Annotated in this window: 27 protein-coding genes; 8 read left to right on the forward strand and 19 right to left on the reverse strand. The window is 69.9% G+C overall.

The window, feature by feature from the left end:
* The 3 genes from VJR25_RS03145 to VJR25_RS03155 form a co-directional block, all read left to right on the forward strand.
* On the forward strand, nt 1–903 hold a 903-nt coding region (locus VJR25_RS03145), incomplete at its 5' end, for a magnesium transporter MgtE N-terminal domain-containing protein (protein WP_324112434.1).
* Nucleotides 903–1,418, forward strand: a complete 516-nt coding sequence (locus tag VJR25_RS03150; protein ID WP_324112436.1) for a DUF1003 domain-containing protein — start codon at nt 903–905, stop codon at nt 1,416–1,418. The genes VJR25_RS03145 and VJR25_RS03150, both read left to right, overlap by 1 nt.
* Nucleotides 1,415–2,554, forward strand: a complete 1,140-nt coding sequence (locus tag VJR25_RS03155) for an Mrp/NBP35 family ATP-binding protein (protein WP_324112438.1) — start codon at nt 1,415–1,417, stop codon at nt 2,552–2,554. Before VJR25_RS03150 ends, VJR25_RS03155 begins: the two co-directional genes overlap by 4 nt.
* 11 nt (nt 2,555–2,565) lie before the next feature.
* Here the strand turns inward: VJR25_RS03155 and VJR25_RS03160 are convergent, their stop codons facing one another.
* A complete protein-coding gene (locus VJR25_RS03160; protein WP_324112440.1) occupies nt 2,566–2,964 on the reverse strand; it encodes a Sec-independent protein translocase TatB in 399 nt (132 codons plus the stop codon).
* Nucleotides 2,965–3,040: 76 nt separating this feature from the next.
* Here VJR25_RS03160 and VJR25_RS03165 point away from each other — a divergent pair, with 76 nt between their 5' ends.
* On the forward strand, nt 3,041–3,676 hold the full coding sequence (locus tag VJR25_RS03165) for an O-methyltransferase (protein ID WP_324112442.1): 636 nt from the start codon (nt 3,041–3,043) through the stop codon (nt 3,674–3,676).
* Between the two features lie 69 nt (nt 3,677–3,745).
* Here the strand turns inward: VJR25_RS03165 and VJR25_RS03170 are convergent, their stop codons facing one another.
* The 4 genes from VJR25_RS03170 to dapE all read right to left on the reverse strand — a co-directional run bounded on the left by VJR25_RS03170 (nt 3,746) and on the right by dapE (nt 7,484).
* On the reverse strand, nt 3,746–3,916 hold the full coding sequence (locus VJR25_RS03170; RefSeq protein WP_082008066.1) for a DUF3117 domain-containing protein: 171 nt from the start codon (nt 3,914–3,916) through the stop codon (nt 3,746–3,748).
* Between the two features lie 75 nt (nt 3,917–3,991).
* The gene (locus VJR25_RS03175) at nt 3,992–5,194 is read right to left on the reverse strand and encodes a hypothetical protein (protein ID WP_324112444.1); all 1,203 of its coding nucleotides are present in this window, start codon (nt 5,192–5,194) and stop codon (nt 3,992–3,994) included.
* Entirely contained in the window at nt 5,191–6,426 is a 1,236-nt protein-coding gene (locus VJR25_RS03180; RefSeq protein WP_324112446.1) for a hypothetical protein, read from the reverse strand. Before VJR25_RS03180 ends, VJR25_RS03175 begins: the two co-directional genes overlap by 4 nt.
* Complete coding sequence (gene dapE, locus VJR25_RS03185; RefSeq protein WP_324112448.1) at nt 6,408–7,484, reverse strand: succinyl-diaminopimelate desuccinylase; 1,077 nt, start codon at nt 7,482–7,484, stop codon at nt 6,408–6,410. Before dapE ends, VJR25_RS03180 begins: the two co-directional genes overlap by 19 nt.
* A 62-nt stretch (nt 7,485–7,546) precedes the next feature.
* Between dapE and dapD the strand changes: the two genes are divergently transcribed.
* Complete coding sequence (gene dapD, locus VJR25_RS03190; protein ID WP_324112450.1) at nt 7,547–8,488, forward strand: 2,3,4,5-tetrahydropyridine-2,6-dicarboxylate N-succinyltransferase; 942 nt, start codon at nt 7,547–7,549, stop codon at nt 8,486–8,488.
* Between the two features lie 9 nt (nt 8,489–8,497).
* Here dapD and VJR25_RS03195 read toward each other — a convergent pair whose 3' ends face one another.
* Nucleotides 8,498–9,064, reverse strand: coding sequence for a helix-turn-helix domain-containing protein (locus VJR25_RS03195; RefSeq protein WP_324112452.1), 567 nt, complete (start codon nt 9,062–9,064; stop codon nt 8,498–8,500).
* 152 nt (nt 9,065–9,216) lie between these two features.
* Here VJR25_RS03195 and VJR25_RS03200 point away from each other — a divergent pair, with 152 nt between their 5' ends.
* The gene (locus VJR25_RS03200; protein WP_324112454.1) at nt 9,217–10,656 is read left to right on the forward strand and encodes an MFS transporter; all 1,440 of its coding nucleotides are present in this window, start codon (nt 9,217–9,219) and stop codon (nt 10,654–10,656) included.
* Nucleotides 10,657–10,723: 67 nt separating this feature from the next.
* Here the strand turns inward: VJR25_RS03200 and ddaH are convergent, their stop codons facing one another.
* The 8 genes from ddaH to VJR25_RS03240 form a co-directional block, all read right to left on the reverse strand.
* A complete protein-coding gene (ddaH, locus tag VJR25_RS03205) occupies nt 10,724–11,485 on the reverse strand; it encodes a dimethylargininase (protein WP_324112456.1) in 762 nt (253 codons plus the stop codon).
* Between the two features lie 43 nt (nt 11,486–11,528).
* Nucleotides 11,529–12,134, reverse strand: a complete 606-nt coding sequence (locus tag VJR25_RS03210; RefSeq protein ID WP_324112458.1) for a flavin reductase family protein — start codon at nt 12,132–12,134, stop codon at nt 11,529–11,531.
* Nucleotides 12,135–12,139: 5 nt separating this feature from the next.
* Nucleotides 12,140–13,438, reverse strand: a complete 1,299-nt coding sequence (locus VJR25_RS03215) for a citrate synthase (protein WP_324112462.1) — start codon at nt 13,436–13,438, stop codon at nt 12,140–12,142.
* A gap of 137 nt (nt 13,439–13,575) precedes the next feature.
* A complete protein-coding gene (gene dapC / locus VJR25_RS03220; RefSeq protein WP_324112464.1) occupies nt 13,576–14,682 on the reverse strand; it encodes a succinyldiaminopimelate transaminase in 1,107 nt (368 codons plus the stop codon).
* Between the two features lies 1 nt (nt 14,683).
* Nucleotides 14,684–15,004: a ferredoxin gene (fdxA, locus tag VJR25_RS03225; RefSeq protein WP_039396909.1), complete on the reverse strand. Its 321-nt coding sequence runs from the start codon at nt 15,002–15,004 to the stop codon at nt 14,684–14,686.
* Between the two features lie 9 nt (nt 15,005–15,013).
* On the reverse strand, nt 15,014–15,406 hold the full coding sequence (locus tag VJR25_RS03230) for a histidinol dehydrogenase (protein WP_324112467.1): 393 nt from the start codon (nt 15,404–15,406) through the stop codon (nt 15,014–15,016).
* Between the two features lie 22 nt (nt 15,407–15,428).
* Entirely contained in the window at nt 15,429–15,743 is a 315-nt protein-coding gene (locus tag VJR25_RS03235) for an AzlD domain-containing protein (RefSeq protein WP_324112469.1), read from the reverse strand.
* Complete coding sequence (locus VJR25_RS03240) at nt 15,740–16,513, reverse strand: AzlC family ABC transporter permease (protein WP_324112471.1); 774 nt, start codon at nt 16,511–16,513, stop codon at nt 15,740–15,742. The genes VJR25_RS03235 and VJR25_RS03240 overlap by 4 nt, the downstream gene beginning before the upstream one ends.
* 65 nt (nt 16,514–16,578) lie before the next feature.
* Between VJR25_RS03240 and VJR25_RS03245 the strand changes: the two genes are divergently transcribed.
* Nucleotides 16,579–17,127, forward strand: a complete 549-nt coding sequence (locus VJR25_RS03245) for an XRE family transcriptional regulator (RefSeq protein ID WP_324112474.1) — start codon at nt 16,579–16,581, stop codon at nt 17,125–17,127.
* Between the two features lie 103 nt (nt 17,128–17,230).
* Here VJR25_RS03245 and typA read toward each other — a convergent pair whose 3' ends face one another.
* Nucleotides 17,231–19,141, reverse strand: coding sequence for a translational GTPase TypA (typA, locus tag VJR25_RS03250; protein WP_324112475.1), 1,911 nt, complete (start codon nt 19,139–19,141; stop codon nt 17,231–17,233).
* An 81-nt stretch (nt 19,142–19,222) separates the two neighbouring features.
* Nucleotides 19,223–20,932: an ABC transporter ATP-binding protein gene (locus VJR25_RS03255; protein WP_324112477.1), complete on the reverse strand. Its 1,710-nt coding sequence runs from the start codon at nt 20,930–20,932 to the stop codon at nt 19,223–19,225.
* Between the two features lie 44 nt (nt 20,933–20,976).
* On the opposite strand from VJR25_RS03255, the gene VJR25_RS03260 reads away from it, so the two are divergent.
* On the forward strand, nt 20,977–21,588 hold the full coding sequence (locus VJR25_RS03260) for a PH domain-containing protein (RefSeq protein ID WP_324112479.1): 612 nt from the start codon (nt 20,977–20,979) through the stop codon (nt 21,586–21,588).
* A gap of 68 nt (nt 21,589–21,656) precedes the next feature.
* On the opposite strand, the gene VJR25_RS03265 is transcribed toward VJR25_RS03260, so the two are convergent.
* The 3 genes from VJR25_RS03265 to VJR25_RS03275 form a co-directional block, all read right to left on the reverse strand.
* Nucleotides 21,657–22,802 (reverse strand): ABC transporter permease, encoded by a 1,146-nt coding sequence (locus tag VJR25_RS03265; RefSeq protein ID WP_324112481.1) that lies wholly within the window; start codon nt 22,800–22,802, stop codon nt 21,657–21,659.
* Nucleotides 22,799–24,331, reverse strand: a complete 1,533-nt coding sequence (locus VJR25_RS03270; RefSeq protein ID WP_324112483.1) for an ABC transporter permease — start codon at nt 24,329–24,331, stop codon at nt 22,799–22,801. The genes VJR25_RS03265 and VJR25_RS03270 overlap by 4 nt, the downstream gene beginning before the upstream one ends.
* Before the next feature lie 212 nt (nt 24,332–24,543).
* Nucleotides 24,544–25,239, reverse strand: a 696-nt coding sequence (locus VJR25_RS03275) for an ABC transporter substrate-binding protein (RefSeq protein WP_324112485.1), incomplete at its 5' end; no start/stop codon positions are given.

The following is a 25,239-nucleotide window of genomic DNA, read 5'->3' on the forward strand; positions in this document are numbered from 1 at the left end:
CTGTTCCTGCGCACGCCGAAGACCACCGCGTCCCCCTTCGCGAAGGGCCCCACCACGTTCGCCCAGTGGAGCGACGTGCGCGAGCAGCAGAACCCCGGCGAGGCGCAGTCCGCCGAACAGCTCATCGCGACGTATTCGGACCTCAAGCCCGCCGACCTCGCCAACACCCTCCTGGACCTGCCCGCGGACCGCCTGCTCGAGGTGGTCGACGAACTGAGCGATGACCGCCTGGCCGACGCGCTCGAGGAGATGCCCGAGGACGAGCAGGTGCACATCCTCGAGTCCCTGGACGACGAGCGCGCCGCCGACATCCTGGACGCCATGGAACCCGACGACGCGGCGGACGTGCTCGGGCAGCTGTCCGACGAGCAGCGCGAGGGCCTGCTCGAGCTCATGGAGCCCGAAGAGGCCGAGGACATCCGCGCCCTGCTGAAGTACAACCCCGACACGGCGGGCGGTCTCATGACGTCCGAGCCGATCGTGCTGTCCGCGGATGCCACCGTCGCGGAGGCGCTCGCCCTCATCCGCCGGCACGAACTGCACCCCGCGCTCGCCGCCGCAGTGTTCGTCACGCTGCCCCCGTACGAAACGCCCACCGGTCGCCTGCTCGGCACGGTGCACTTCCAGCGGATGCTGCGCTACCCCCCGCACGAGCGGCTCGGCGCGATCATCGACGACACCCTGGATCCGGTGCCCGCGACCGCCTCGGCGGCCGAGGTCGCCCGCATGCTCGCGAGCTACAACCTCGTCTCGCTGCCCGTGATCGACCAAGCCCACCGGCTCGTCGGCGCGGTCTCGGTCGACGACGTGCTCGACTACCTGCTGCCCGAGGACTGGCGATCCCATGATTCCCGGTCCGACCCCGTCCCCACCGACACCGCGAGCATCCCGAGGAGGCGCTGATGGCCCGCTCCGCACGGCAGACTTCTCTCGACGCCCCCCGCGGGCTCTCCGCCCGGCGCGGACGGTCGCAGTCCAGCGACCGCTTCGGGCGCTTCTCCGAGGCCTTCGCCCGGGCGATGGGGACGTCGGGCTTCCTCATCGGCATGAGCATCTTCGTGATCATCTGGCTGGTGTGGAACACGGCGCTGCCCCCGGTGTGGCAGTTCGACCCCGCCCGCGGCAACTACACGCTGCTGACCCTCATCCTGTCGCTCCAGGCGTCGTACGCCGCCCCCCTCATCCTGTTGGCGCAGAACCGGCAGGACGACCGCGACCGCGTGCAGATCGAGCAGGACCGTCAGCGCGCGGAGCGGAACCTCGCGGACACCGAGTACCTCGCGCGTGAGATCGTCGCCCTGCGCATGGCGCTCGGCGACATGACCAGCGAGACGGTCACGCGCGACATGCTCCGCGCCGAGCTGAAGACGATGCTCGAACAGCTCGACGTCCGCGACCAGGAGCGCGCCGCATCGTGACCACCGACAGCCTGCGCGATCGGCTGGTCGCCGCCGTCGGGGCCGTCACCGATCCGGAACTGCGCCGGCCGCTGTCCGAGCTCGGCATGGTGCGCCGGGCCGACGTCGCGGGCACGACCGCCCAGGTCGAGATCGCGCTCACGATCGTCGGCTGCCCCGCCGCTGCGCGCATCGAGCAGGACGTGCGGGATGCCGCCGCCTCCGTCGCCGGCGTCGACGCCGTCGACCTGGAGCTGTCCGTCATGACGCCCGCGGAGCGCGCGGACCTCATCGAACGTCTGCGCGGCGTCCGGCACATGCCGTTCACGCCCGACTCGCTGACCCGCGTGATCGCGGTGACCAGCGGCAAGGGGGGCGTGGGCAAGTCGTCGCTCACCGCGAACCTCGCGGTCGCGCTCGCCCGCCGTGGCTTGCGGGTGGGTCTCGTCGACGCGGACGTGCACGGGTTCTCGATCCCGGGCATCCTCGGCCTCACCGACGCGGACGGCCACGTCACGCGCCCCACCCGCATCGACGACCTCATCGTGCCGCCCGTCGCGCACGACGTGAAGGCCATCTCCATCGGCATGTTCCTGCGCGAGGGCGAGGAGCGCTCGGCTGTGGCCTGGCGGGGGCCGATGCTGCACCGGACCGTGCAGCAGTTCCTCACCGACGTCTACTTCGGCGACCTCGACATCCTGCTGCTGGACATGCCGCCCGGCACCGGCGACATCGCGATCTCGGTCGGCCAGCTGCTGCCCCACGCCGAGGTGCTCGTGGTCACCACTCCTCAGCCGGCGGCGGCGGACGTCGCCGTCCGCAGCGGGCTCGTCGCCCGGCAGACCGGGCAGCGGGTCGTCGGCGTCGTGGAGAACATGGCGCCGCTCACGCTGCCCGACGGCACCGTGCTGGAGCTCTTCGGCAGCGGAGGCGGCCAGGTGGTCGCCGACCAGCTGTCCCTCGGCGGCGAGGTCGTGCCGCTGCTCGCATCGGTGCCGCTCAGCCCGTCGCTTCGCACCGCCGGCGACAGCGGCATCCCGGTCGTCGTGGCGTCCCCGCAGGATGCCGCCGCCCGTGCGATCACGGCACTGGCCGAGACGATCGCCGCACAGGGACGCGGGCTCGCCGGCCGGCGCCTGGACATCTCCGTGCGGTGACCGGTCGCGGGTCAGGTGGCTTCGAGGTCGAACGGCGGGACGCGGCCCGGTTCGAAGGCCGTGCGCGACGTGGTGCCGGCATCCGCGGCGTCCTCGGCGGCCGGCTCGTCGATCGCCGGGGTCGGCGCGAACGCCGAGCTCGCCGCGATCGGCGCGTCGTCCAGCAGCGCCTCGCGGATGATCCGGCGCGGGTCGTACTGACGCGGGTCGAGTTTGCGCCAGTCGACGTCGTCGAACTCGTCGCCCATCTCCTCGCGCATGCGATCCTTCGCGCCGTTGACGAACTCGCGGGCGCGCACGGTGAACTGCGCGAGCAGGGCCGCGTACTTGGGCAGGCGCTCGGGTCCGAGGAGCATCGCCGCGATCAGCCCGATCACGATCAGCTTCTCAATCGTCAGGCCGAGGATCATGAGTATCAGGTTACCTGCCGTGGCGGGCCGGGAACCTCCGCGAACGCCGCGTAGAGTGTCCGAGGAGGTCATGCGAATGGGTGAATACGACGCGAGTGCGCGCTTCGTCATGGAAGCCACTGTCGAACCCGAGCACATCGCCCGCGCTCGCGCCCACGCCCTCGAACTCGGTGCCGCTCCCGTCAGCCCGCCCATCGGCGCCCAGATCGCCGTGCTCGCCGCCGCGGCCAACGCGCTCAACATCGTCGAGATCGGCACCGGAGCGGGCGTGTCCGGGCTCTGGCTGCTGCACGGCGCGCCGCGCGCCGTGCTCACCACGATCGACAGCGAGCCGGAGCACCTCGCCGCCGCGCGGCAGGCGTTCGCCCAGGCGAAGGTCCCCGCCGCACGCACGCGGTTCATCACCGGCCGGGCCGCGACAGTGCTCCCCCGCATGAACGAGGCGTCCTACGACGTCGTGCTCATCGACGCCGACCCGGAGGGCGTCATCGACTACGTCGAGCACGGACTCCGCCTGGTGCGCCCCGGCGGCATCGTGCTGGTTCCGCGGGTGACCCGCGGAGGTGCCGTGGCCGACCCGGTCAAGCGGGATGCCGTGACCACCGCATACCGCACTCTCATCCACGAGACGCAGTCCTCGCCGGCGGTCATCGCGGCGATCTCGACCTCGGGCGAGGGACTGCTGCAGCTCACCACGGTCGCCGACGCGTAGGAGACGACGCCGCGACAGACCAAGAACGGCCGGTCCCAGGACCGGCCGTTCTCTTCTCCGCATGTGCGGTCAGGCGTTCACCACGCCGCCGAGCACGTCGTAGAGCTCTTTCGCCTCGTCGTCGTTGACCGACACGACCAGTCGGCCGCCGCCCTCGAGCGGAACGCGCACGATGATCAGGCGCCCTTCCTTGACGGCCTCCATCGGTCCATCTCCGGTTCGCGGCTTCATAGCTGCCATCGGCGCTCCCTTTCGTTAGAGGTCTGAATCCTTAGTTTATCCTGAGCGCCCGGCGGCCCCGAAATCGGCACGGCGTCAGGGGATGCGCCAGATGCCGTTCCCGAGTCCGTACATCGTGTAGATCCACCACCACTGTCCGAGCAGGCACACCAGGAGTACGCCGAACCGCCAGAGACGGGATCGAGGGGCCGCGGCGGCTCCCCAGATCGGGGCGGTCGGGAACAGCAGCCGGAAGACGCTCGACTGCGGGAAGAACACCGCCAGCAGATAGAGCAGGTAGCTGGCGGTCCAGAGCCGCAATTCGACGCCGAGCCGGCGCACGTGGGGCTCGAACAGCAGCAGCGCGGCGGCAGCCAGCACGCCGACGAGAAGAGCCGCCAGCCCGGCCGCCACCGGGACGTGGTGCTTGGAGCACCAGAAGGCGATCCCCTGCACGAAGCCCTGGAACGGTGCGAAGGCGTCGGACGCACCGGGCTGCCAATGGCGACGCCATGCCAACTCGGTCTCGAGATACGCGTTGCCGTCGCCGGTGACGCGACCGGCGATGATCTGCCACGCGAAGCCGATGACCGCGGCCCACACGGCGAGCACCGCGATGTGCGCCGCTTCGACCGCGCGCAGGGCCTCGGTGCGGCGGTTCAGCAGCCGCCAGATGCCGTACAGCCCGAGGAACAACGCGACCGGGAGCGCCCCCGGCCGCGTGAAGCCGAAGAGCGGAATGAGCAGGTACGACCAGCCGTAGCGGCGCCGCAGCACGCTCCACAGGATGAGCACCAGCCACAGCTCGCCGAGCGACTCCGCGTAGGCGATCTGGAAGAGGGCCGCGAGCGGGCCGGAGACGAAGAACACCACCGCCCACATCGAGGCCGACGGGTCGAGCTTCATCCGCCAGATCCGATGGAGCACCAGGGCGGTGAGGTATCCGGCGATCACGGACACGGCGATGCCGCCCACGGCCCACGAGTGGAACGGCGCGCCGACCAGCTTCGCGAGATACGGGTAGACGGGCAGGAACGCCCACGGATTCGCGGCGACCGTCCCGTCGGGCGTCAGCGGAAGAGTCGTCGGATACCCGTGCTCGGCGGTGAGCCGATACCAGGTGGCGTCGTATGCCGTCAGGTAGCGCCAGAGTGTCGGATGCTCGCCCAGTCGCGATTTCGGCCCGGAGAGGGCCGACGCACCGAGGAACATGGCGGTGGTCACCACCCGCGCGGCGACGTACCAGAGCGCGACCGTCAGCCATGCCGGGAGCGGGCGCCGCCGGACACGCGCCGTCACGGAACGCGCCAATACGTGTCTCCCAGCCCGTACATGTTGTAGATCCACCACCACTGGCCGACGAGGCCCAGGGCGAGCACGGTGACGCGCCAGGCGCGCGACGGCGGCGCCGCGACCGCGCCCCACAGCGGCGACAGGGGGAACAGCAGCCGGAAGATGCTCGACTGCGGGAAGAACACCGCGAGCAGGTAGACCACGTAGCTCGCAGACCACAGCCGCAGCTCCGCTCCGAGCAGGCGCACGTGCGGTTCGAACAGGAGCACCGCGGCCACCGCGACCACGACCAGTGCCAGCACCACGTAGCCCACCGTCGCCGGCAGGCCCCACATCGAGAACCAGAACGCGACGCCCTGCAGGAAACCGTCGAACGGGGCGAACACGGCCGTCGCATCCGGAAGCCAGTTGCGCCGCCAGGCGAGCTCCGTGACCAGGTAGGCGGTGCGGTCGCCGGTGACGAGTCCCGCGATCACCTGCCACGAGACGCCGATCACCGCCGCCCAGACGGCGAGGGCGGTGATGTGCACGACCTCGGCCGCATGCAGCGGCTCGGTGCGCCGCCCCAGCAGCCGTCGGATGCCGAAGAGTCCGAGGAAGAGCGCGACGGCGAGCACGCCCGGCCGCGTGAACCCGAAGAGCGGGATCAGCAGGTACAGCCAGCCGTAGCGGCGCTGCAGCACGCACCAGAGGATCAGCATCAGCCAGAGGAGGCCGAGCGCCTCGGCGTAGCCGAGCTCGAACAGCGCCGACAGCGGCCCCGCGACGAAGAACGCCACCGCCCACATCGACGCCGAGCGATCCAGCCGGGTGCGCAGCATCCGGTGCAGCACCAGCGCCGCGAGGTACCCCGAGGCGAGGGAGATCAGCACGGCTCCGACACCCCACGATCCGGCGGGGGTGCCGAGGATCTGCGCGAGGTACGGGTACACCGGCATGAAGGCCCACTGGTTCTCCGCGACCTGCCCGCCGTCCGTCAGCGGCAGCGTCGACGGGTACCCGTTGACGGCGGTGAACCAGTACCACTGGGCGTCCCACCCGAGCATGAGGTCGCCCACGCCGGGCGCGACGCCGAAGCGTGACGACGGCCCGGACAGCGCGGACGCTCCCGCCAGCATCGCCGTGGTGACGACCCGCGCGGCGAGATAGAGGATGCCGATGCGCAGCCACGCCGGCAGGGCTCGCCAGCGCGCGGCGCGGGACTCGGCGACCGCCGCGGTCAGGACGCCGTCAGCCACGTGCGAAGACCCTGCTCCACGCCCTCGATCTGGGCGACCGGCACCCGCTCTTCGTCGTGGTGGGCCAGGTGCGGGTCGCCGGGCCCGTAGTTGACCGCCGGGACGCCGAGCGCCGAGAAGCGCGCGACGTCCGTCCAGCCGTACTTCGGCTTGGGCGTGGCGCCGACGGCCGCGACGAACTCCTGGGCGAGGGGTGCATCCAGCCCAGGCCGGGCGCCCTCCGAGCTGTCCACGACCTCGACCTCGAAGCCCTCGAAGACGTTGCGCACGTGGTCCTCGGCCTCGGCCACCGAACGGCTCGGCGCGAAGCGGTAGTTGACCTCGATCTCGCACAGGTCGGGGATGACGTTGCCCGCGACGCCGCCGCCGATGCGCACCGCGTTCAGGCCCTCGCGGTAGACGAGGCCCTCCACGGCGACATCGCGCGGCCGGTACTCGGCCAGTCGCATGAGCGCCGGCGCCGCGCGATGGATGGCGTTCTCGCCGATCCACGCGCGTGCGCTGTGCGCGCGGACGCCGTGGGTGCGCACGATCGCACGAAGGTTGCCGTTGCACCCGCCTTCGACCTCGCCGTTGGACGGCTCGCCGAGGATCGCGAAGTCGCCCGCGAACAGGTCGGGCCGGGTCTGCGACAGCCGGTTCAGGCCGTTCAGCTCCGCGGCGACCTCCTCGTGGTCGTACCACATCCACGTCACGTCGATGCGGGGGTCCACGAGCTCGGCCGCGAGCTTCAGCTGCACGGCGACGCCCGCCTTCATGTCGACCGTGCCGCGCCCCCAGATGTATGGCGCGCCGTCGAGCTCGATGTCGCGGGTGGGGACGTTGGCGTTGATGGGGACGGTGTCGATGTGCCCCGCGATCACCACGCGCTGCGCGCGCCCGCGGTCCGTGCGCGCGACGATCGTGTCGCCGTCGCGGTACACGTCGAGGTGCGCGAGCCCGCCGATGGCCGCGTGGATCGCGTCGGCAAGGGGTGTCTCGTCGCCGGACACGCTCGGCACGTCGCAGATGGCGCGGGTGAGGTCGGCAGAGGACGCGGACAGATCGAGCTCCGGCATCCCTCGAGTCTAGGCCGTCACACGGACGGGACCCCGGGTGTCCGCCCAGTAGCCTGGAACCCATGAGTGAACGCCGCGCATGGGGAATCGGACTGTCGACGATCGCAGAGGACGGGACGGTGCTCGACGCCTGGTACCCGCAGCCCGCGATCGGCGCCGCGCCCGATGCACCCGACACGTCGGCGCTCGACGACGCCGCCGGCTCCGACGACCGCCGCGCGGTGCGCACCGAGGTGATCGTGGTGGAGATCGACCTGGATGCCGCCCCGGCGTCCACCGTCGACGCCTACCTGCGCCTGCATGTGCTCTCGCACTGCCTGGTGCGGCCGAACGAGGTCAACCTCGACGGCATCTTCGCGCACCTGCCGAACGTCGCGTGGACGAACGCCGGCCCCGTGCACCCGGACGCCCTCACCCGGCTCCGCCCGCGGCTGCAGGCCGCGGGCATCGAGGTGCAGGGACTGGACAAGTTCCCGCGCCTGACGGACTACGTCATCCCCGCCGGGGTCCGGATCGCGGATGCCTCCCGAGTGCGTCTCGGCGCCCACCTCGCCCCCGGCACGACCGTGATGCACGAGGGCTTCGTCAACTACAACGCGGGCACGCTCGGCTCGTCCATGGTCGAGGGACGCATCTCCCAGGGCGTCGTGGTCGGCGAGGGCAGCGACATCGGCGGCGGGGCATCCATCATGGGCACCCTGTCCGGCGGCGGCACGCACCGCGTCTCGATCGGAGCCCGGACCCTGCTCGGTGCGAACGCGGGCATCGGGATCTCGCTCGGCGACGACTGCATCGTCGAGGCCGGCCTGTACGTCACGGCCGGCTCGAAGATCGTGCTCGCCGACCAGCCCGTCCGCGCCGACGGCACGCGGCCGACGGCGAAGGGCGCGGAGCTCTCCGGGCGGAGCGGCATCCTGTTCCGGCGCAATTCGCTCACCGGTGCCGTCGAAGCCGTCGAGCGCAACGGGGTGGGCGTCACGCTCAACGAGGCGCTGCACGCCTGACGGGCGTGATCAGATCCGGATGGCGTTGATCGCCAGGTTCAGCACGCGGTCTCGCTGGGCGGCGTCCTCGTAGGCCACCGCGGCGACGCCTGAGACGAGCTTGACGAGGTCTCCGATCGTGACCCCGGGCACGACCTCTCCCGCCGCCTGCGCACGCAGCAGCAACGGCTCCCCCGCCGACAGCATGATCGCGCGGCATTCCCCCAGCACGGTCGATTCGCGGTTGAGCCCGTCCAGCAGGGCGTGCTTGGTTCCGACGTACGCGACGAACCGGTCCAGCCACGCCCGCAGCGCCGCCCAGGGCTCGAGATCCGCGACCTCGTCCGCGGCATCCGCCAGCGCATCCACCTCGCCGAGATAGAGCGTCTCGATCAGGTCGTCACGCGTCGGGAAGTTCCGGTAGAGCGTGCCGATGCCCACCCCTGCACGACGCGCGATGTCGTCGAGGGAGGCCGCCGATCCGTGCTCGGCGAACGCGGCGCGCCCCGCCGCGACGAGCGCGTCGAAGTTCCGGGCCGCGTCGGCGCGCTTCGGTCGGCGCGCCTCGAGTGCGGGCACCCGCTCGACAACCGGCATCGGGACCGCCCTTCGAGAAGTCGGTGAAATCGGGCCTTGCAAAACGGAGCCACCCTCCGGTAATCTCTAACCGGAGGCACTCTCCGTTCGGAGGGCTCCTCCTACTTTACCTCGCATTCACCGGATCCGCACTCTTTCGGAAGGCCCCGTCGATGCCCACCGCACCCCTCACCTCATCCCGGGCGGCGTTCACCGCGATCGCGATCAGCGTCGCTTCCCTCGCCCTGCTTCAGAACCTCGTCATCCCCGTCATCCCGCTCATCGCCTCCGACGACGGCGTGACGGCGGATGCCGCTTCCTGGACCATCACCGCATGGCTCATCGCCGCCGCGGTCGCCACTCCCCTGCTCGGGCGCATCGGCGACCTCCGCGGCCGCCGGAACACGTTCCTCGGCGTCCTCGCCGTCGTCGCGCTCGGCGACATCGTCGCCTCCTTCGCCCCGGATCTGACGGTGCTCGTCGCCGCCCGGGTGCTGCAGGGGATCGGCGGCGCGCTGTTCCCGCTGGCGTTCGGCCTGCTGCGGGACGTCATGCCGGCCGAGCGGCTCACCGGTGCCATCGGCGCCACGAGCGCGATCATCGGCATCGGCGGTGCCGCGGGCAGCGTCCTCGCCGGACCGCTGGCGGAACTCCTCGGCTGGCACGGCATCTTCGCGGTGCCGTTCGTCGTGGCGGTCGCCGGCATCCTGCTGACCGTCGTGCTCGTCCCACAGAGCTCCGCCCGCGCCGTGGGCCGGGTGAACGGCCTGTCCGCGACGCTCCTGTCCGGATGGCTGGTCGTACTGCTCGTCCCGCTCAGCTCGGGCGCCCGGTGGGGATGGGGAGCGCCCCTCACCGTCGCGCTCTTCGGGGCGGCGGTCGTGCTCATCGCGGCGTGGATCGTCACCGAGCTGCGCTCCGCGGAGCCGCTCGTCGACCTGCGGCTCATGGCAGATCGCGCCATCTGGCCCGTCAACGCCGCCGCGCTGCTGATCGGCGCCGCCGCATTCGGCTTCTGGGGATACCTTCCGCAGTTCCTCGAGACGCCCACGGCATCCGGGTGGGGTCTGGGCCTCGGCGTGCAGAGCGCCGGGCTCACGCTTCTGCCGCTGCTGGTCGGCATGTCCAGCGTGGGATTCGCGACCGGAGCGATCGCGCGCGTCATTCCGCTCCGCGTGATGATGGCGCTCGGAGCGGCCCTCATGGCGGCCGGCGTCGTCTTCGCCGTCCTCGAGCACCGGGCGGTGTGGGAGCTCGCGGCCGCCGGCGGTGTCTTCGGCCTCGGCATCGGGCTGGCGTACGCCTCGTCCGCCAGCATCATCGTGGAGAGCGTCCCCGCCGACCGCACCGGCATCGCGACCGGCGTCAACGCCAACCTGCGCACGATCGGATCGGCCGTCGGCTCCGCATTCGCGGCCGCCGTCGTCTTCGGATCGGTGACGCCGGGCTCCTCGCCCGCCCTGGGCGGCTACACCGTCGCCTGGCTGTCGCTGGCCGCGGCGGCCGTGGTCGCCGCGATCATCGTGCTCGCGGTCCGTCCGGCCCGGCGCACGTCCGCCGCGATCGTCCCCCTGTCGGCATCCCCGGACGAGGCGTTCGTGGACGCCGCCTGACGGGCATGTGCATACGACGGCCGGAGGGGAATCCTTCCGGCCGTCGTCGCTGCGTGAGACGACTGGATCAGTCGCGCACGCGCACCGACAGGCAGGTGACGCAGCCTTCGAGCTTCTCGAACTCCGAGATCGGGGTGGTGATGACCTCGAGACCGCGACTGCGGTAGAGGTCTGCGGTCTGCGGGGCGTCGGAGGACATCAGCACGGTGCGCTCGTCGAGCACCACCACGGCCGTGCCGTGCTCCTCCGGCACGGCGAGGAAGTCCGGGTAGACGGCCGGGTCGTCCACGAGGGGCTCGTAGCCGACGACGGTGCCGTCCGGCAGAGCGGTGACGCCCGACTTCAGATGCAGCACCTTGGTGACGGGGACGCAGACGACCTCCCACCCGCGCGGGGCGAGGTGCGTGCGCAGCTGCTCGATGCCGGCGGCATTCGTGCGCAGCGTCTGCCCGACGTAGACGGTGTGGCCGACCTTCAGCACGTCTCCCCCGTCCAGGGTCCCGGGCTCCTCGATGCGCACGGCGGGGATCCCGGCGTCCTGGAGCGTCGCCGCGGCGGTGACGATCTCCCCGCGCCGCGAATCCGCACCGGGCCGCGTGATGACGGCGAGTTCGCCGAACATGACGACGGCGTCCTCGACGAACACCCCGTCGGCATGATCGTCGGCCGCCTCGATCTCGATGACCTCCCACCCGCGGGAACGGTACACGTCCACGTACCGACGCCACTGCTCGAGCGCAAGATCGGCGTCCACCGGGACGCGCTCGATATGGGTCAGCTCGCCTTCGGCGAGACGCGGCGACGGACGACGGACGAGAAGACGTGACATGCCGTCCATTCTCCCAGAAGCCCCACCGCAGCCGTGCCGGAGGTCAGGGCCGCTTCATGCGGAAGCGCCCCGCATCGGTGATCTCCCAGTAGTCGACCGGACCGCCGCCGCGCACGATCGGGTGCGCCGCGACGGTGTCGTAGGACCCGTTCACGAGCACGTCCTCGGTGATGTGCACCATGACCACCTCGCCGAGGGTCAGCCAGCCGGCCGTCGGCGCGCCGTGCACGTCGGTGAGGTTGATCAGCTGGGTCAGCCGGCACTCGAAGGCCACCGGGGTGCCGGCGACGCGCTCCGGGGTGACGAGGGTGGATGCCACCGCGTCGAGGCCCGCCAGCTCGAACTCGTCGACATCCGCGGGCACCTCGGCCGAGCTCGCGTTCATGCGCTCGGCGAGCGGCCGGGTCGCCAGGTTCCAGACGAACTCACCCGTCGCCTGCACGTTGGCGACGCTGTCCTTCCAGCTGGTGCTGGTGAACCCCACGATCGGCGGGCGGTACCCGTACAGGTTGAAGAAGCTGTACGGAGCCAGGTTGCGCACGCCGTCGGCGGAGACCGTGGAGATCCAGCCGATGGGTCGCGGCGCGACGATCGAGTTCAGCGGATCGTGCGCGAGTCCGTGCCCGAGGCGCGGCTCGTAGGAGTGCACGTGCGTCAGACGGTGCCCGGGTAGTCCCGGCGGGGGGCACCGATGTACAGCTGCTGCGGACGGCCGATCTTGGTCTGCGGGTCGCTGACCGCCTCGCGCCACTGGGCGAGCCAGCCGGGAAGGCGACCGATCGCGAACAGCACCGTGAACATGCGCGTCGGGAAGCCCATCGCCTTGTAGATCACGCCGGTGTAGAAGTCGACGTTCGGGTACAGGCGCCGCTCCACGAAGTAGTCGTCGTGGAGGGCGATCTCCTCGAGCTCCTTGGCGAGGTCGAGGAGCGGGTCGCTGACGCCGAGCTCGGTGAGCACCTCGTCGGCCGATTCCTTGACCAGGCGCGCCCGCGGATCGTAGTTCTTGTAGACGCGGTGCCCGAAGCCCATGAGCTTCACGCCGTCTTCCTTGCTCTTGACCCGCTCCACGAACCGCTGCACGGACTCGCCGGACTCGCGGATCTGACGGAGCATGTCGAGCACGGCCTCGTTCGCGCCGCCGTGCAGCGGCCCGTACAGCGCGTTGATCCCGGCCGAGATCGACGAGAACTGGTTCGCACCGGTGGAGCCGACCAGGCGCACCGTCGACGTGGAGGCGTTCTGCTCGTGGTCCTCGTGCAGGATCAGGAGGCGCTCGAGGGCGCGCGACATCACCGGGTTGACCTGGTAGATCTCGCTCAGCACGCCGAAGTTGAGCTTGAGGAAGTTGTCGACGAAGCTCAGCGAGTTGTCCGGGTACAGGAAGGCCTGCCCCTTGCTCTTCTTGTGCGCGTACGCGGCGATCACGGGGAGCTTCGCCAGCATCCGCACCGTGTTGAGCTCGACGTGCTCGGGGTTGTGCGGGTCGGACTGGTGCTCGTAGTACGTGGACAGCGCCGACACGGCGGACGACAGCACCGACATCGGGTGCGCGGTGTGCGGCAGCGCCGAGAAGAAGCGCTTCAGGTCCTCGTGCAGCAGCGTGTGCCGCCGGATGTTGTTGTCGAACTCCTCGAGCTGCGACGTGGTCGGCAGCTCGCCGTAGATCAGCAGCCAGGCCACTTCGAGGTACGTGCTGTTCTTCGCCAGCTGCTCGATCGGGTAGCCGCGGTAGCGCAGGATGCCGGCATCCCCGTCGATGAACGTGATGGCGGACTTCGTGGCAGCCGTGTTGACGAAGCCGTAGTCCAGGGCGGTGTGCCCGGTGGCCCGCGTGAGCGCCGACACATCGACGCTGGGGGTCCCGTCGGTGGCGTGCAGCACCGGCAGATCGACGGTCTTGCCGTTCAGAGTCAGTGTCGCCTTGTTCGGCTCGTTCACTGCAGTGCTCACGGCGCCTCCTTGCGGATGGGGTGGCTGACGAAGAAGGGGTCGTCCCGGTGGACGCCCCGAAGCGTTTGCCGGCGGTCACCGGCCTCGCTGTGCGTCCAGCCTAGCGGCCGTGCAGAGGCCCTCCTGACACGGGGCGGTCACAGGGAGCGCAGGCGTGCAGCGCCCGCGGCGATCCGCTCGTCGGGAGCGGTGAGCGCGAAGCGCACGTGCTGCGGGAACGCGTCGCCGTAGAAATGACCCGGTCCGGCGAGGATCCCGGCGTCGGCGAGACGGTCCAGGCTCTGCCACGCATCGCGCCCTTCGGTGGCCCACAGATACAGGCCGGCCTCGCTCGCGTCGATGCGGAACCCGGCCGCCTCGACGGCGGGTTTGAGCACCTCGCGCCGGGCGCGGTAGCGCTCCTTCTGGGCGGCGACATCCGCGTCATCCTGCAGGGCGGCGACCATCGCGTGCTGCACGGGAGCGGGCAGCATGAGGCCGAGGTGTTTGCGGGCGGTGAGCAGCCGCGAGACCAGTTCCGCGTCACCGGCGAGGAACGCCGCACGGTAGCCGGCGAGGTTCGACTGCTTGCTGAGCGAGTACACCGACAGGATGCCGGTGGCCGCACCATCCGTCACGCGGGGATCCAGCACCGACGGGATGGGCTCGACGTCCCACGGCGCCTCCCAGCCGAGTTCCGCATAGCATTCGTCGCCGGCGAGCACGGCCCCGAGCTCCCGCGCCCGTGCCGCGGCCGATACCAGGGATCCGGCATCCCACACCCGTCCGTCGGGGTTGCCGGGGCTGTTGACCCAGATCAGGCGCGTGCCGTCCGGCCATTCCGCGGGATCGTCCGCGGCGACCGCCGTGGCCCCCACGAGCGCGGCGCCGACGGCATAGGTCGGGTACGCGGCACGCGGATGCACGACGATGTCGCCCGGTCCGAGGCCGAGCAGCAGCGGCAGCAGCGCGACGAGCTCCTTCGACCCGACGGTGGGGAGCACCTGCGCCGTCGTCAGCCCGGGAACGCCGCGGCGGCGCGCGTACCAGTCGACGATCGCCTCGCGCAGCGCGGGAGTTCCGATCGTCTGCGGGTAGGCGTGTGCATCGGTCGCGTCCGCCAGCGCGTCGCGGACCGGCTGCGGAGTCGGATCGACGGGCGACCCGACCGACAGGTCGACGATGCCGTCGGGGTGGCGGCGGGCTCGCTCGGCGTACGGAGCGACCGCGTCCCAGGGGTATTCGGCGAGGTCCGCGACCCCCACGTCAGTGGTCCTGCGGCGGCAGGGCCTCGATGATCGGGTGGTCCTTGTGGATCACGCCGACCTTGGCGGCGCCGCCCGGGGAGCCCAGGTCGTCGAAGAACTCGACGTTGGCCTTGTAGTAGTCCTGCCATTCGTCCGGCAGGTCGTCTTCGTAGTAGATCGCCTCGACGGGGCACACCGGCTCGCACGCACCGCAGTCGACGCACTCGTCCGGGTGGATGTAGAGCGAGCGTTCGCCCTCGTAGATGCAGTCCACCGGGCACTCGTCGATACAAGCGCGGTCTTTGACATCCACACAGGGCAGGGCGATCACGTAAGTCACGTGTTCAGTCTAGTTCGAGCCGTCGGGACGGTGACGTTTCGTGTCGGGCCAGAGGACGGCCACGAGCACCAGCACCGCCGCGCACACGAACCACGCGATCCCGAGGTTCACCGGCCCGATGGCATCCGACCGACCGCTCGGGACGATCACCGAGCCGCCCGGTCCTTCCTGCGAGAACAGGGCGGTGGCGAGCAGCAGCCCCGCGCCGCACGCGACGGTCGCCCAGCGGTCCTCCACCAGCAGGCGCACCGCCAGCAGCATGGCGCCCGCGCCGAGGACCACGATGACGAGACCCACCGGCCACCCGCCGATCCGGAAGCCGTGGGAGATCGTCGAGGCCGTGCCGTATGCGGCTCCGATCACGAGCGCGGTGAACCAGGCCAGGATGCGGTTCAGCTTCACGCGGTCAGTCTAGGGGCGACGGCTATGCGGCCCAGCCGAGCAGGCGCAGCGCGGCGGCGACGACGGCGGCGGCCACCACGACCACCAGGAACGGTGCACGAAGCAGCAGCAGTCCCGCCGCGACGAACAGCGCCGGGACCCGGGCGTCCACGGTCACCGCCTGCCCCGCTCCCAGTGCCTGCACGGCCACGAGCGCCCCGAGCAGCGCCACCGTGAGCAGGTCGGTGATGCGCGCGGTGCGCGGCGCCTCGATGAGACGCGCCGGTACGAGGTATCCGATCGTCTTGAGTGCGACGCACGCGATGGATGCCGCGAGCACGGCGTTCCACAGGGTCACGGCAGGCCCTCCCGCTCCGCGACGTCGTCGGGCTCCGCCGGCGCGGCGCCGTCCTTCGCGCCCAGCCAGTTGAACCACCCCACGACGATCGCCACCAGGGCCGCCACCAGCACGGGAAGACCCGGCATCAGCGTGGGCGTCGTCGCAGCCGCCACCACGGCTGCGGCCACACCGACGGCGATCGCCTGGCGCCGGCGCAGCCGCGGCCACAGCAGGGCGAGGAACGCGGCCGCGGCCGCGGCATCCAGCCCGTACGCCTTGGGGTCGCCGAGCACGTCGCCGAGAAGCGCACCGGCGAACGTCGTCAGGTTCCACCCGAGATAGATCCCGATGCCGGTCACCCAGAATCCGAGCGTGCGGGCACGGCCCGAGGTCTGCGCGAGGGACACCGCGGTCGACTCGTCGATCGTGAAGGGCATCGCCGCCACACGGCGCCACAGGCTCGTGCCGACCACCGGGGCCATCCGCATGCCGTAGGCGACGTTGCGCACCCCGAGCAGGGCGGCCGACGCGATCGCCGCCGGCGCCGCGGCGAGTCCCCCGGCCGCGATCACGCCGACGAACGCGAACTGCGACCCACCCGTGAACATGACGAGGCTGAGCACGCACGCCTGCCAGACGCTCAGCCCGGATGCCACGGCCAGCGCGCCGAAGGAGACACCGTAGGCACTCGTCGCGATCGCGACGCCGAGACCGGTGCGCACGGCGCGACGGGCCTCGATGCGGGCGGCGTCGTCCGCCCCACCGGTCGTTCGCCACTCTGAACGCATGATCATCATTCTGAACACGTGATCATCGTCTGTCAAGGCGAACGATTGTTTGGAATACTGGCCGGATGGACGATCTGCGCGCTCGCATCTCCCGTTCCCTGCGCCGTGAGCGCGAAGCCGCCGGTCTCTCCGTCTCGGAGCTGGCCCGTCGGGCCGGGGTCTCCAAGGCCACCGTCTCGCAGCTCGAGAGCGGCGCCACGGGCCCGAGTGTGGAGACGCTCTGGGCGATCGCGGACGCGCTGGGCCTGCCGTTCGCCGCCTTCGTGGAGGAGCGCGTCAACGCGCCGACCCTCATCCGCGCCGATGCCTATGCCGGTGTGCCCTCCGCTGCGGCGCCGTACGTGGCGACGCTCATCTCGGCCTGCCCCCCGGGCGCCCGGCGCGATCTGTACCTTCTCCAGGCCGAGCCCGGCGAGCCGCGGCGCTCCCTCCCCCACCACGTCGGCACCACCGAGCACGTGGTGCTGATCGCCGGGCGCGCGCTCGTCGGACCGGCCGAGTCGGCCGAAGAGCTGCGGCCGGGCGACTACCTCGCCTATCCTGGGGATGCGGCCCACGTGTTCGAGGCCCTGGAGCCCGGCACCTCCGCCGTGCTCATCTCCGAGCTGCGCTGACCCCCGCGGGCCCAGACGGCGAATCCGTCACGAACGGCGCCCCGAGGGGGCCGTTCGTGACGGATCGTGCGCCGGCCTGTGCGCGTCTCGCAGACGATCAGGGTCAGGCGTTGGCGTCCTGGCGCTTCAGACGCGCGGCGGCGCGGCCGCGCTCGGTGGCATCCAGCACGACCTTGCGGATGCGCACCTTCTCCGGCGTCACCTCGACGCATTCGTCGTCGCGGGCGAACTCGAGCGACTCCTCGAGCGAGAGGGTGCGCGGCGGCGTCATGGACTCGAACGTGTCCGCCGTGGAGGAGCGCATGTTGGTGAGCTTCTTCTCCTTGGTGATGTTCACGTCCATGTCGTCGGCGCGCGAGTTCTCGCCGATGACCATGCCCTCGTAGACCTCTTCGGTGGGCTGCACGAAGAACGACATGCGCTCCTGCAGGGCGATGATCGCGAAGGGGGTCACCACGCCCGAGCGGTCCGCGACGATCGAGCCGTTCTGGCGGGTCACGATGTGGCCGGCCCACGGCTCGTACCCGTGCGAGATCGCGTTCGCGATGCCGGTGCCGCGGGTGGTGGTGAGGAACTCGGTGCGGAAGCCGATGAGGCCGCGCGACGGCACGATGAACTCCATGCGCACCCACCCGGTGCCGTGGTTGGTCATCGTCTCCATGCGGCCCTTGCGCGCCGCCATGAGCTGGGTGATCGCGCCGAGGTACTCCTCGGGGGCGTCGATGGTCAGGTGCTCGAACGGCTCGTGGGTCTTGCCGTCGACCTTCTTGGTGACCACCTGGGGCTTGCCGACGGTGAGCTCGAAGCCCTCACGGCGCATGTTCTCGACGAGGATGGCGAGGGCCAGCTCGCCGCGGCCCTGCACCTCCCAGGCATCCGGACGACCGATCTCGACGACCTTGAGCGAGACGTTGCCGACGAGCTCGCGGTCGAGTCGGTCCTTGACCATGCGGGCGGTGAGCTTGTGCCCCTTGACCTTGCCGACGAGGGGCGACGTGTTCGTGCCGATGGTCATCGAGATCGCGGGGTCGTCGACGTGGATCGCGGGGAGCGCGCGGACGTCCTCCGGGTCGGCGATCGTCTCGCCGATGGTGATCTCCTCGATGCCGGCGACGGCGACGATGTCGCCGGGGCCGGCCTCCTCGGCGGGGAAGCGCTCGAGGGCCCGGGTTTTCAGCAGCTCGGTGATGCGCGCGTTCGAGTGCGTGCCGTCGTGGCGCACCCAGGCGACGGTCTGCCCCTTGCGCAGCGTGCCGTTGAAGACGCGGAGCAGGGCGAGACGGCCGAGGAACGGCGACGAGTCGAGGTTGGTCACCCACGCCTGCAGCGGCGCCTCGTCGTCGTACGACGGTGCCGGCACGTGCTCGAGGATCGCCTCGAACAGCGGCTCGAGGTCGTCGTTGTCGGGCAGGTCGCCGTTCGCGGGACGGGTGCGGGATGCCGCGCCGGCACGGCCGGACGCGTAGACCACCGGCACGTCGAGGAGCGCGTCCACGTCGAGGTCCGGGACGTCCTCGTGCAGGTCGGACGCGAGACCCAGCAGCAGGTCGTGGCTCTCCTCCTCGACTTCCGCGATGCGGGCGTCCGGGCGGTCGGTCTTGTTCACCAGCAGGATGACGGGAAGCTTCGCCTCCAGCGCCTTGCGCAGCACGAAGCGGGTCTGCGGCAGCGGGCCCTCCGAGGCATCCACCAGCAGCACCACACCGTCGACCATCGACAGACCGCGCTCGACCTCGCCGCCGAAGTCGGCGTGACCGGGCGTGTCGATGACGTTGATCGTCACCGGCACGTCGGTGTGGGCGCCGTTGTAGGTGATCGCCGTGTTCTTGGCGAGGATCGTGATGCCCTTCTCACGCTCCAGGTCGTTCGAGTCCATCGCGCGCTCTTCGACGTGCGCGTGCTCGCCGAACGAGCCGGTCTGACGCAGCATCGCATCCACCAGGGTGGTCTTGCCGTGGTCGACGTGGGCGACGATCGCGACGTTGCGAAGATCCGGGCGGAGGGCATGCGCCATGACGGTGTCCTTGAGATCGGGGAGGTGGCCCGGATGCGGGCCACCCACCAGTCTATCAAGGACGTCTGAACGCCCGCCGGATCAGGCCTCCGCGGCGCTGTCCCCCGCGGCGTCGCCGAGGCCGAGCAGCTGCGCGCGCTGCGCCCGTCGCTCGCGCTGCAGCACCGGGTCGGGCAGCGGCACCGCGGCGATGAGGCGCTGGGTGTACGGGTCCTGCGGGTTGCGCAGCACCTGGTCCTTCGTGCCCTGCTCGACGAGTTTGCCGTGGTTCATCACCACGATCCGGTGCGCGAGCACGTCGATCACCGCCAGGTCGTGGGTGATGAACAGGCACGCGAACCGCAGCTCCTGCTGCAGGTTCTGCAGCAGTGTCAGGAAGCGCGCCTGCACCGACACGTCCAGAGCCGAGGTCGGCTCGTCGGCGATGAGCAGCGGGGGACGGAGCGCAATGGCCCGGGCGATGCCGACGCGCTGGCGCTGCCCGCCGGACAGCTCGTGCGGATAGCGGTTGCGGAAGGAGCGGGGAAGCTCCACGTCGTCCAGGAGCTTCTCGATCCGCTTGTTCAGCGCGTGCCCACGGGCCTCGCCGGCGAGCATGATCGGCTCGCCGATGCTCTCCCCGATGGGGATGCGCGGGTTCAGCGAGGATCCCGGGTCCTGGAACACGATGCCGATGTGCCGGCGCGCGGTGCGGAGCTCCTTCGCACTCATCGACGCGATGTCGTGGCCGTTGACCGCGAGCACGCCGGAGTGCACCGGAAGCAGGCCGACGGCCGCCCGGCCGATCGTGCTCTTGCCCGAGCCCGACTCGCCGACGAGCCCGACGACCTCACCGGGGTAGATCTCGAAGCTGGCCTCCTCCACGGCGCGGAAGGCGGGGATCCGGCCGCGCTTGGGGTATTCGATCGTGACGTCGGCGAAACGCAGCACCGGCTGATCGGTGCGCTCCTCCGGGGTCGGCACGTCCTCCGCCGCGGCGTCGAGGCTCAGCTTCGGCACCGCGGCCAGCAGCTGCCGCGTGTAGGGATGCTGCGGGTTCTGGAAGACCGAGACGATCTCGCCGGCCTCGACGATGCGCCCGTCCTTCATGACGATGATCTTGTCGGCGATGTCGGCGACGACACCCATGTCGTGCGTGATCAGCACGATGGCGGCATCCACCTTCTCGCGAAGCACCCGCATCAGGTCGAGGATCTCCGCCTGCACGGTCACGTCGAGGGCGGTGGTGGGCTCGTCGGCGATCAGCAGCTTCGGGTCGCACGCCAGGGCCATCGCGATCATGGCGCGCTGACGCTGTCCGCCGGAGAGCTGGTGCGGGTACTTGTCGACCGAGGTCTCCGGGGCCGGCATCTCGACGAGCTCGAGCAGCTCGATCGCGCGCACCCGCGCCGCCCCGGGCGTCATCGCCTTGTGCACGCGCAGCATCTCGATGATCTGGAAGCCGATCGTGTACACCGGGTTCAGAGCGGTCATCGGCTCCTGGAAGATGACCGCCATCTCCTCGCCGCGCATGCGGCGCAGCTGGGTCGGGGTCGCCCGGCTGATGTCCTTGCCCGCGAACTCGATATGCCCGTGCATGCGGCCGTTCGGCGGCATCAGACCCAGCAGCGCCATCGAACTCGAGCTCTTGCCCGAGCCGGACTCGCCCACGATGGCGAGCACCTCTCCGGGCATGACCTCGTACGCCATGTCGATGGCGGCCGGATACCAGGTGCCGTCCACCCAGAAGTCGACACCGAAATCCTTGATCTTGAGGACGGGCTTCACGCCCGTGTCGATAGTTGCGCTCATGACGCTCGAGTTCCTTTCGCCGGGCCCTGTGACACCATGAAGCGGTGACTCAACCCGTCGTCCTGCGGCCGCGATTCGGCCTGATTCTGTGCATTCTCGTCTGGGCGATCGTCGCGGTCTGCATCGTCTCGCTGATCGCCCTGGGCGACGCCGGAACCGCGCTGCGGTACACGCCCGCGTTCCTGCTCGCCGCATTCGGGTGCTGGCTGCTGTTCTGGATGCCGGCGGTCGGCGTCGATGCGGCCGGCGTGACGCTCGTGAACCTCGCGCGCACCGTGCGCATCACGTGGCCCGCGATCATCGACGTCGACACCAAGTACTCGCTCACGATCCGCACGCGCGACGCGAAGTTCACCGCGTGGGCCGCTCCCGGTCCGAGCCGCATCACGACCTACCGGGCCGCGAAGTCCGATGTGGCGCACCTTCCGGACTCGACGTACGGCGCCGGCGGGTCGGTGCGCATCGGCGACATCCCCAGCTCCGACTCCGGCCTCGCCGCCCTCAACATCCGCCGCTACTGGGACGAACTGCGCCGCGACGGTCAGCTCGACGCGGCGACGATCGACGGCACCGGCGTGGTCACCACGTGGCACACCTGGCAGCTGATCGTTCTCGGTGCGCTCGTGGTCGCGACGGCGGTCGGCATCCTGGTCTGACACCGGACGGCGCCGCCGGGGCGCGCTCGCGCGCACCCCGGGGGCCGCCCTGTGGATCGTCATCGCCGTCACGCGGTCGGCTGAGGCTCGACGGTGGTCGGCTTCTCGCGCGCCGCGGTCTGCGCCGCCTTCGCCTTGCGGTTCAGGATGCGGCGCTGACGCGGGTCGAACGCGTCGCGCAGACCGTCGCCGATGAAGTTGATCGTCAGCGCGATGATCACGATGAAGATGCCGGTCCACCAGAAGAGCCACGGCCGGGTCTCGAACGAGTTCTGGTAGAGCCCGATGAGGCTTCCCAGCGACACGTCCGGCGGCTGCACGCCGAGCTGCAGGTAGCTGAGGGCGGCTTCCAGCAGGATGGCGGCGGACATCGTGAGGGTGGCCGACACGATGATCACACCGGCGGCGTTCGGCAGGATGTGCTTGAACATGATCCGGGCGTTCGAGGCGCCGGCGACCTTGGCCGCCTCCACGAACTCGCGCTCGCGCAGAGCGAGCACCTCGCCTCGCACGAGTCGCGCCAGCGACGTCCACAGAAGAAGTCCGAGGATCAGCGCGAGCACGAACGAGCCCGATCCCTGCGCGTAGTGGCCGACGATGGCGGCCAGCAGGATGAGCGGAACGATGATGAACATGTCGGTCATGCGCATGAGGAGTGCGTCGATGCGACCGCCGTAGTAGCCGGCGACGGCGCCGATGACCGCGCCGATCGTCGTCGAGACGAGACCGATCACGACGATGATCATGATCGACTGCTGGATGCCGCGCATGACCTCCGCGAACACGTCGCGGCCGACCTCGTCCTGTCCGAACGGGTGGTCGCCGAGGCTGAACGGCCACAGCTGCAGAGTGGGCGCCGTGTCGTTGACGATGGGGTTGATCTGGTAGTAGTTGAACTTCCACCAGCCCGGGATGTGCAGACCGATCGCGTTGATGCCCTCGGCGCTGAACGAGATCGCGACCACGAACAGGAGCACCACCAGCGAGATCATCGCGCCCTTGTGGCGGATGAACCGGCGGAAGATGATCTTGCCCTGGCTGAGGCCCTCCACCTCTTTCATCTCGATCGCGTTCTCGGAGTGCTCCGCGACGATCACGGACTCGGTGTCGAGGCCGATGGGCTCGGTCGTGTCGGCGGGGGGAAGGACGGAGTCGCTGCGGAAATGCGGCTCGTCGCGGTGGAGACCCGACGGGTCCTGGCTCTTGTCTGTCATGCGGACACCCGGATTCGTGGGTCGAGGGAGGAGTAGACGACGTCGGCGATCACGTTGAACACGATCGCGGCGATGCCCGTGACGAGGAACACGCCCATGACGGTGTTCACGTCGGTCTGGTTGATCGCCTGCTGGAACAGATTGCCCATGCCCTGGATGCTGAACACGTTCTCGGTGACGATGGCACCACCGATGAGCGCGCCGAAATCGAGCGTGATGATCGTCACGATGGGGATGAGCGCGTTGCGGAACGCGTGCCGCATCACGACGGTGCGCTCGGTGAGGCCCTTCGAGCGTGCGGTGCGGATGTAATCCTGGTTCATCACGTCGAGCATGCTGGCGCGTGCGTACCGGCTGTAGCTTGCCAGCGAGATGAGCATGAGGGCGATGGTGGGCAGCAGGTAGTGCGTGAACTGGTCGACGCCGGTCACCCAGAAGTCGCCCGACAGCCCCGGAGTCGACGCACCGATCGTCGCGATCGGGCGCCCGCTGATGGAGCTGGCGTTCATGTAGTCGTTCCACACCTGCATGTAGCGGTCGACCATCATGAGCAGGCCCATGACGGCGGCGGTGATCGCCGCACCCCGAGCGGAGACCCACTTGTCGTTGCCGCGGAACAGCAGTCCCACCACGATGCCGACCGCGACCGCGGCGAGGCCGAGCACGACCATGATCCAGAGGTTCATGTACTCGAACACGTACTGCAGCGGGTAGTACAGCACAGCGCCGATGACGACGACGACGAGCGAGGAGTACAGGGCCTTGCGGTTCTCGAGGCCCGCGGACAGAGCGGTCACCAGGAACGCGGAGCCCACCCCCATCAGGGTGATCACGACGACTCCCAGTTTCGGGTAGGCGAACCACTGGGTCAGCGACAGCGCCGCGAGGACGGCGCCCGTGGCGACGGCCGAGACGGCGAACACGATGAGCCGGCGTCTGAGCGTGCCGCCGATGATGGCGAGCCACACGAGGCCCGAGATCACGGCGAGCACGATGATCGTGGTCGTGGCTATCACGGGGTCGCCGAGGAAGTTGTTGAACCCGATGGCGATGTACTGCTTGAGCATGACCGCCAGCCAGAAGCTCGGCAGCGAGAAGAACAGGAACGACAGCAGCGTCGCGCCGTAGTCGTACGAGGAGTACTGCCGCAGCGCCGTGGTGATGCCGATGAGCACGCCGAAGATGATGGCGACGATCGTCGCGGTCAGCACCAGGTGCAGCGTCGACATTGCCGCCGTCCCGAGCTGTGCTGTCACGGGTTGCCCGCTGATCGAGTCTCCGAGGGTGAAGTGTCCGGTGAAGGCGGACAGGATGCCGCCGAGCCAGAGGAAGTATCGCAGGAACGGAGAGATGTCCAGGTGCAGGTACTGCACGCGCTGCGCAATCAGCTGTTCCTTGTTTCGTGCGTTGCTCTCCAGCAGATCCTGCAGCGGATTGCCGGAGAAGCACGTCAGAACGTAGACGATGTACGAGGCGATGAGCAGCACCAAGAGGGACGCGAGCAACCTCCGGGTGAGGAATGCGACCATGTATGGGCCTTTCTAGATCAAGCGGATCGGCGGATCACGATCGTGTCGTGTCGCAGATGCCGCCCATAAACGTACCCCGATCGAGGGGTCTTGGAGTCATCGGCGCGAGCTGTGAATCGCTGCGCCGACACGTGGGTGGGGCGCCGAGGCAGATGTGCTGCCTCGGCGCCCCACTTTCCGTGCGGCATGACCTCTCGGTCAGGCTGAGCGGATCACTTGCTGGACGACGAGGTCGCCTTGTGCTGCGAGGTCCAGTCCCAGAAGTTCCAGAAGACCTGGACACCGATCGGGTTGTCGCTCACGTTGTCCACCTTCGCCGACCATGCGGTCAGGTCGGGGAACTGGAAGATCGTCGTCGTCGCGGCATCCGCCACGACCTGCTTGTCGATCTTGGCCAGCAGGGCGTTGTTGTCGTCAGCCGTGCCGGTGCTGTACTGCAGCTGCTTCCACCACGCGTCGACCTGCTTGTTCGAGTAGCCCTGGTAGTTCGAGGAACCACCGGTCTGGAAGGCCGCCTGGTTGCCCGTGTAGGCGAGCGAGGTGTACTGCCAGGCGAACAGCGACGCGTCGTAGGCCTTGGACGATGCCAGGGCCGGGAAGTAGGTCGCCGCCGGCTGTCCGACGTCCTTCACCGTGAAGCCGGCCTGCTGTGCGGAGGCCTGGATCAGCTGGAACTCGCTGACACGACGCGGGTTGTCGGTCGGGTAGGCGAACCGGATGACCGGGTGCATGACGCCGGCCTTCTGGAGGAGGGCCTTCGCACCGGCGATGTCCACGTTGTCGTACGCGCTCATGCCGTTGTTCTGGACGGACATGTCGTAGCCCGCGGCGCCCGGCAGGAACATCGTCGACTCGTCGAGCGTGGCCTTGGGGTTGAGCGGCTTGATCAGCTTGTCGACGATCTGCTG

Origin of the sequence: Microbacterium sp., assembly GCF_035277845.1 — a bacterium.
Lineage (GTDB): Bacteria > Actinomycetota > Actinomycetes > Actinomycetales > Microbacteriaceae > Microbacterium.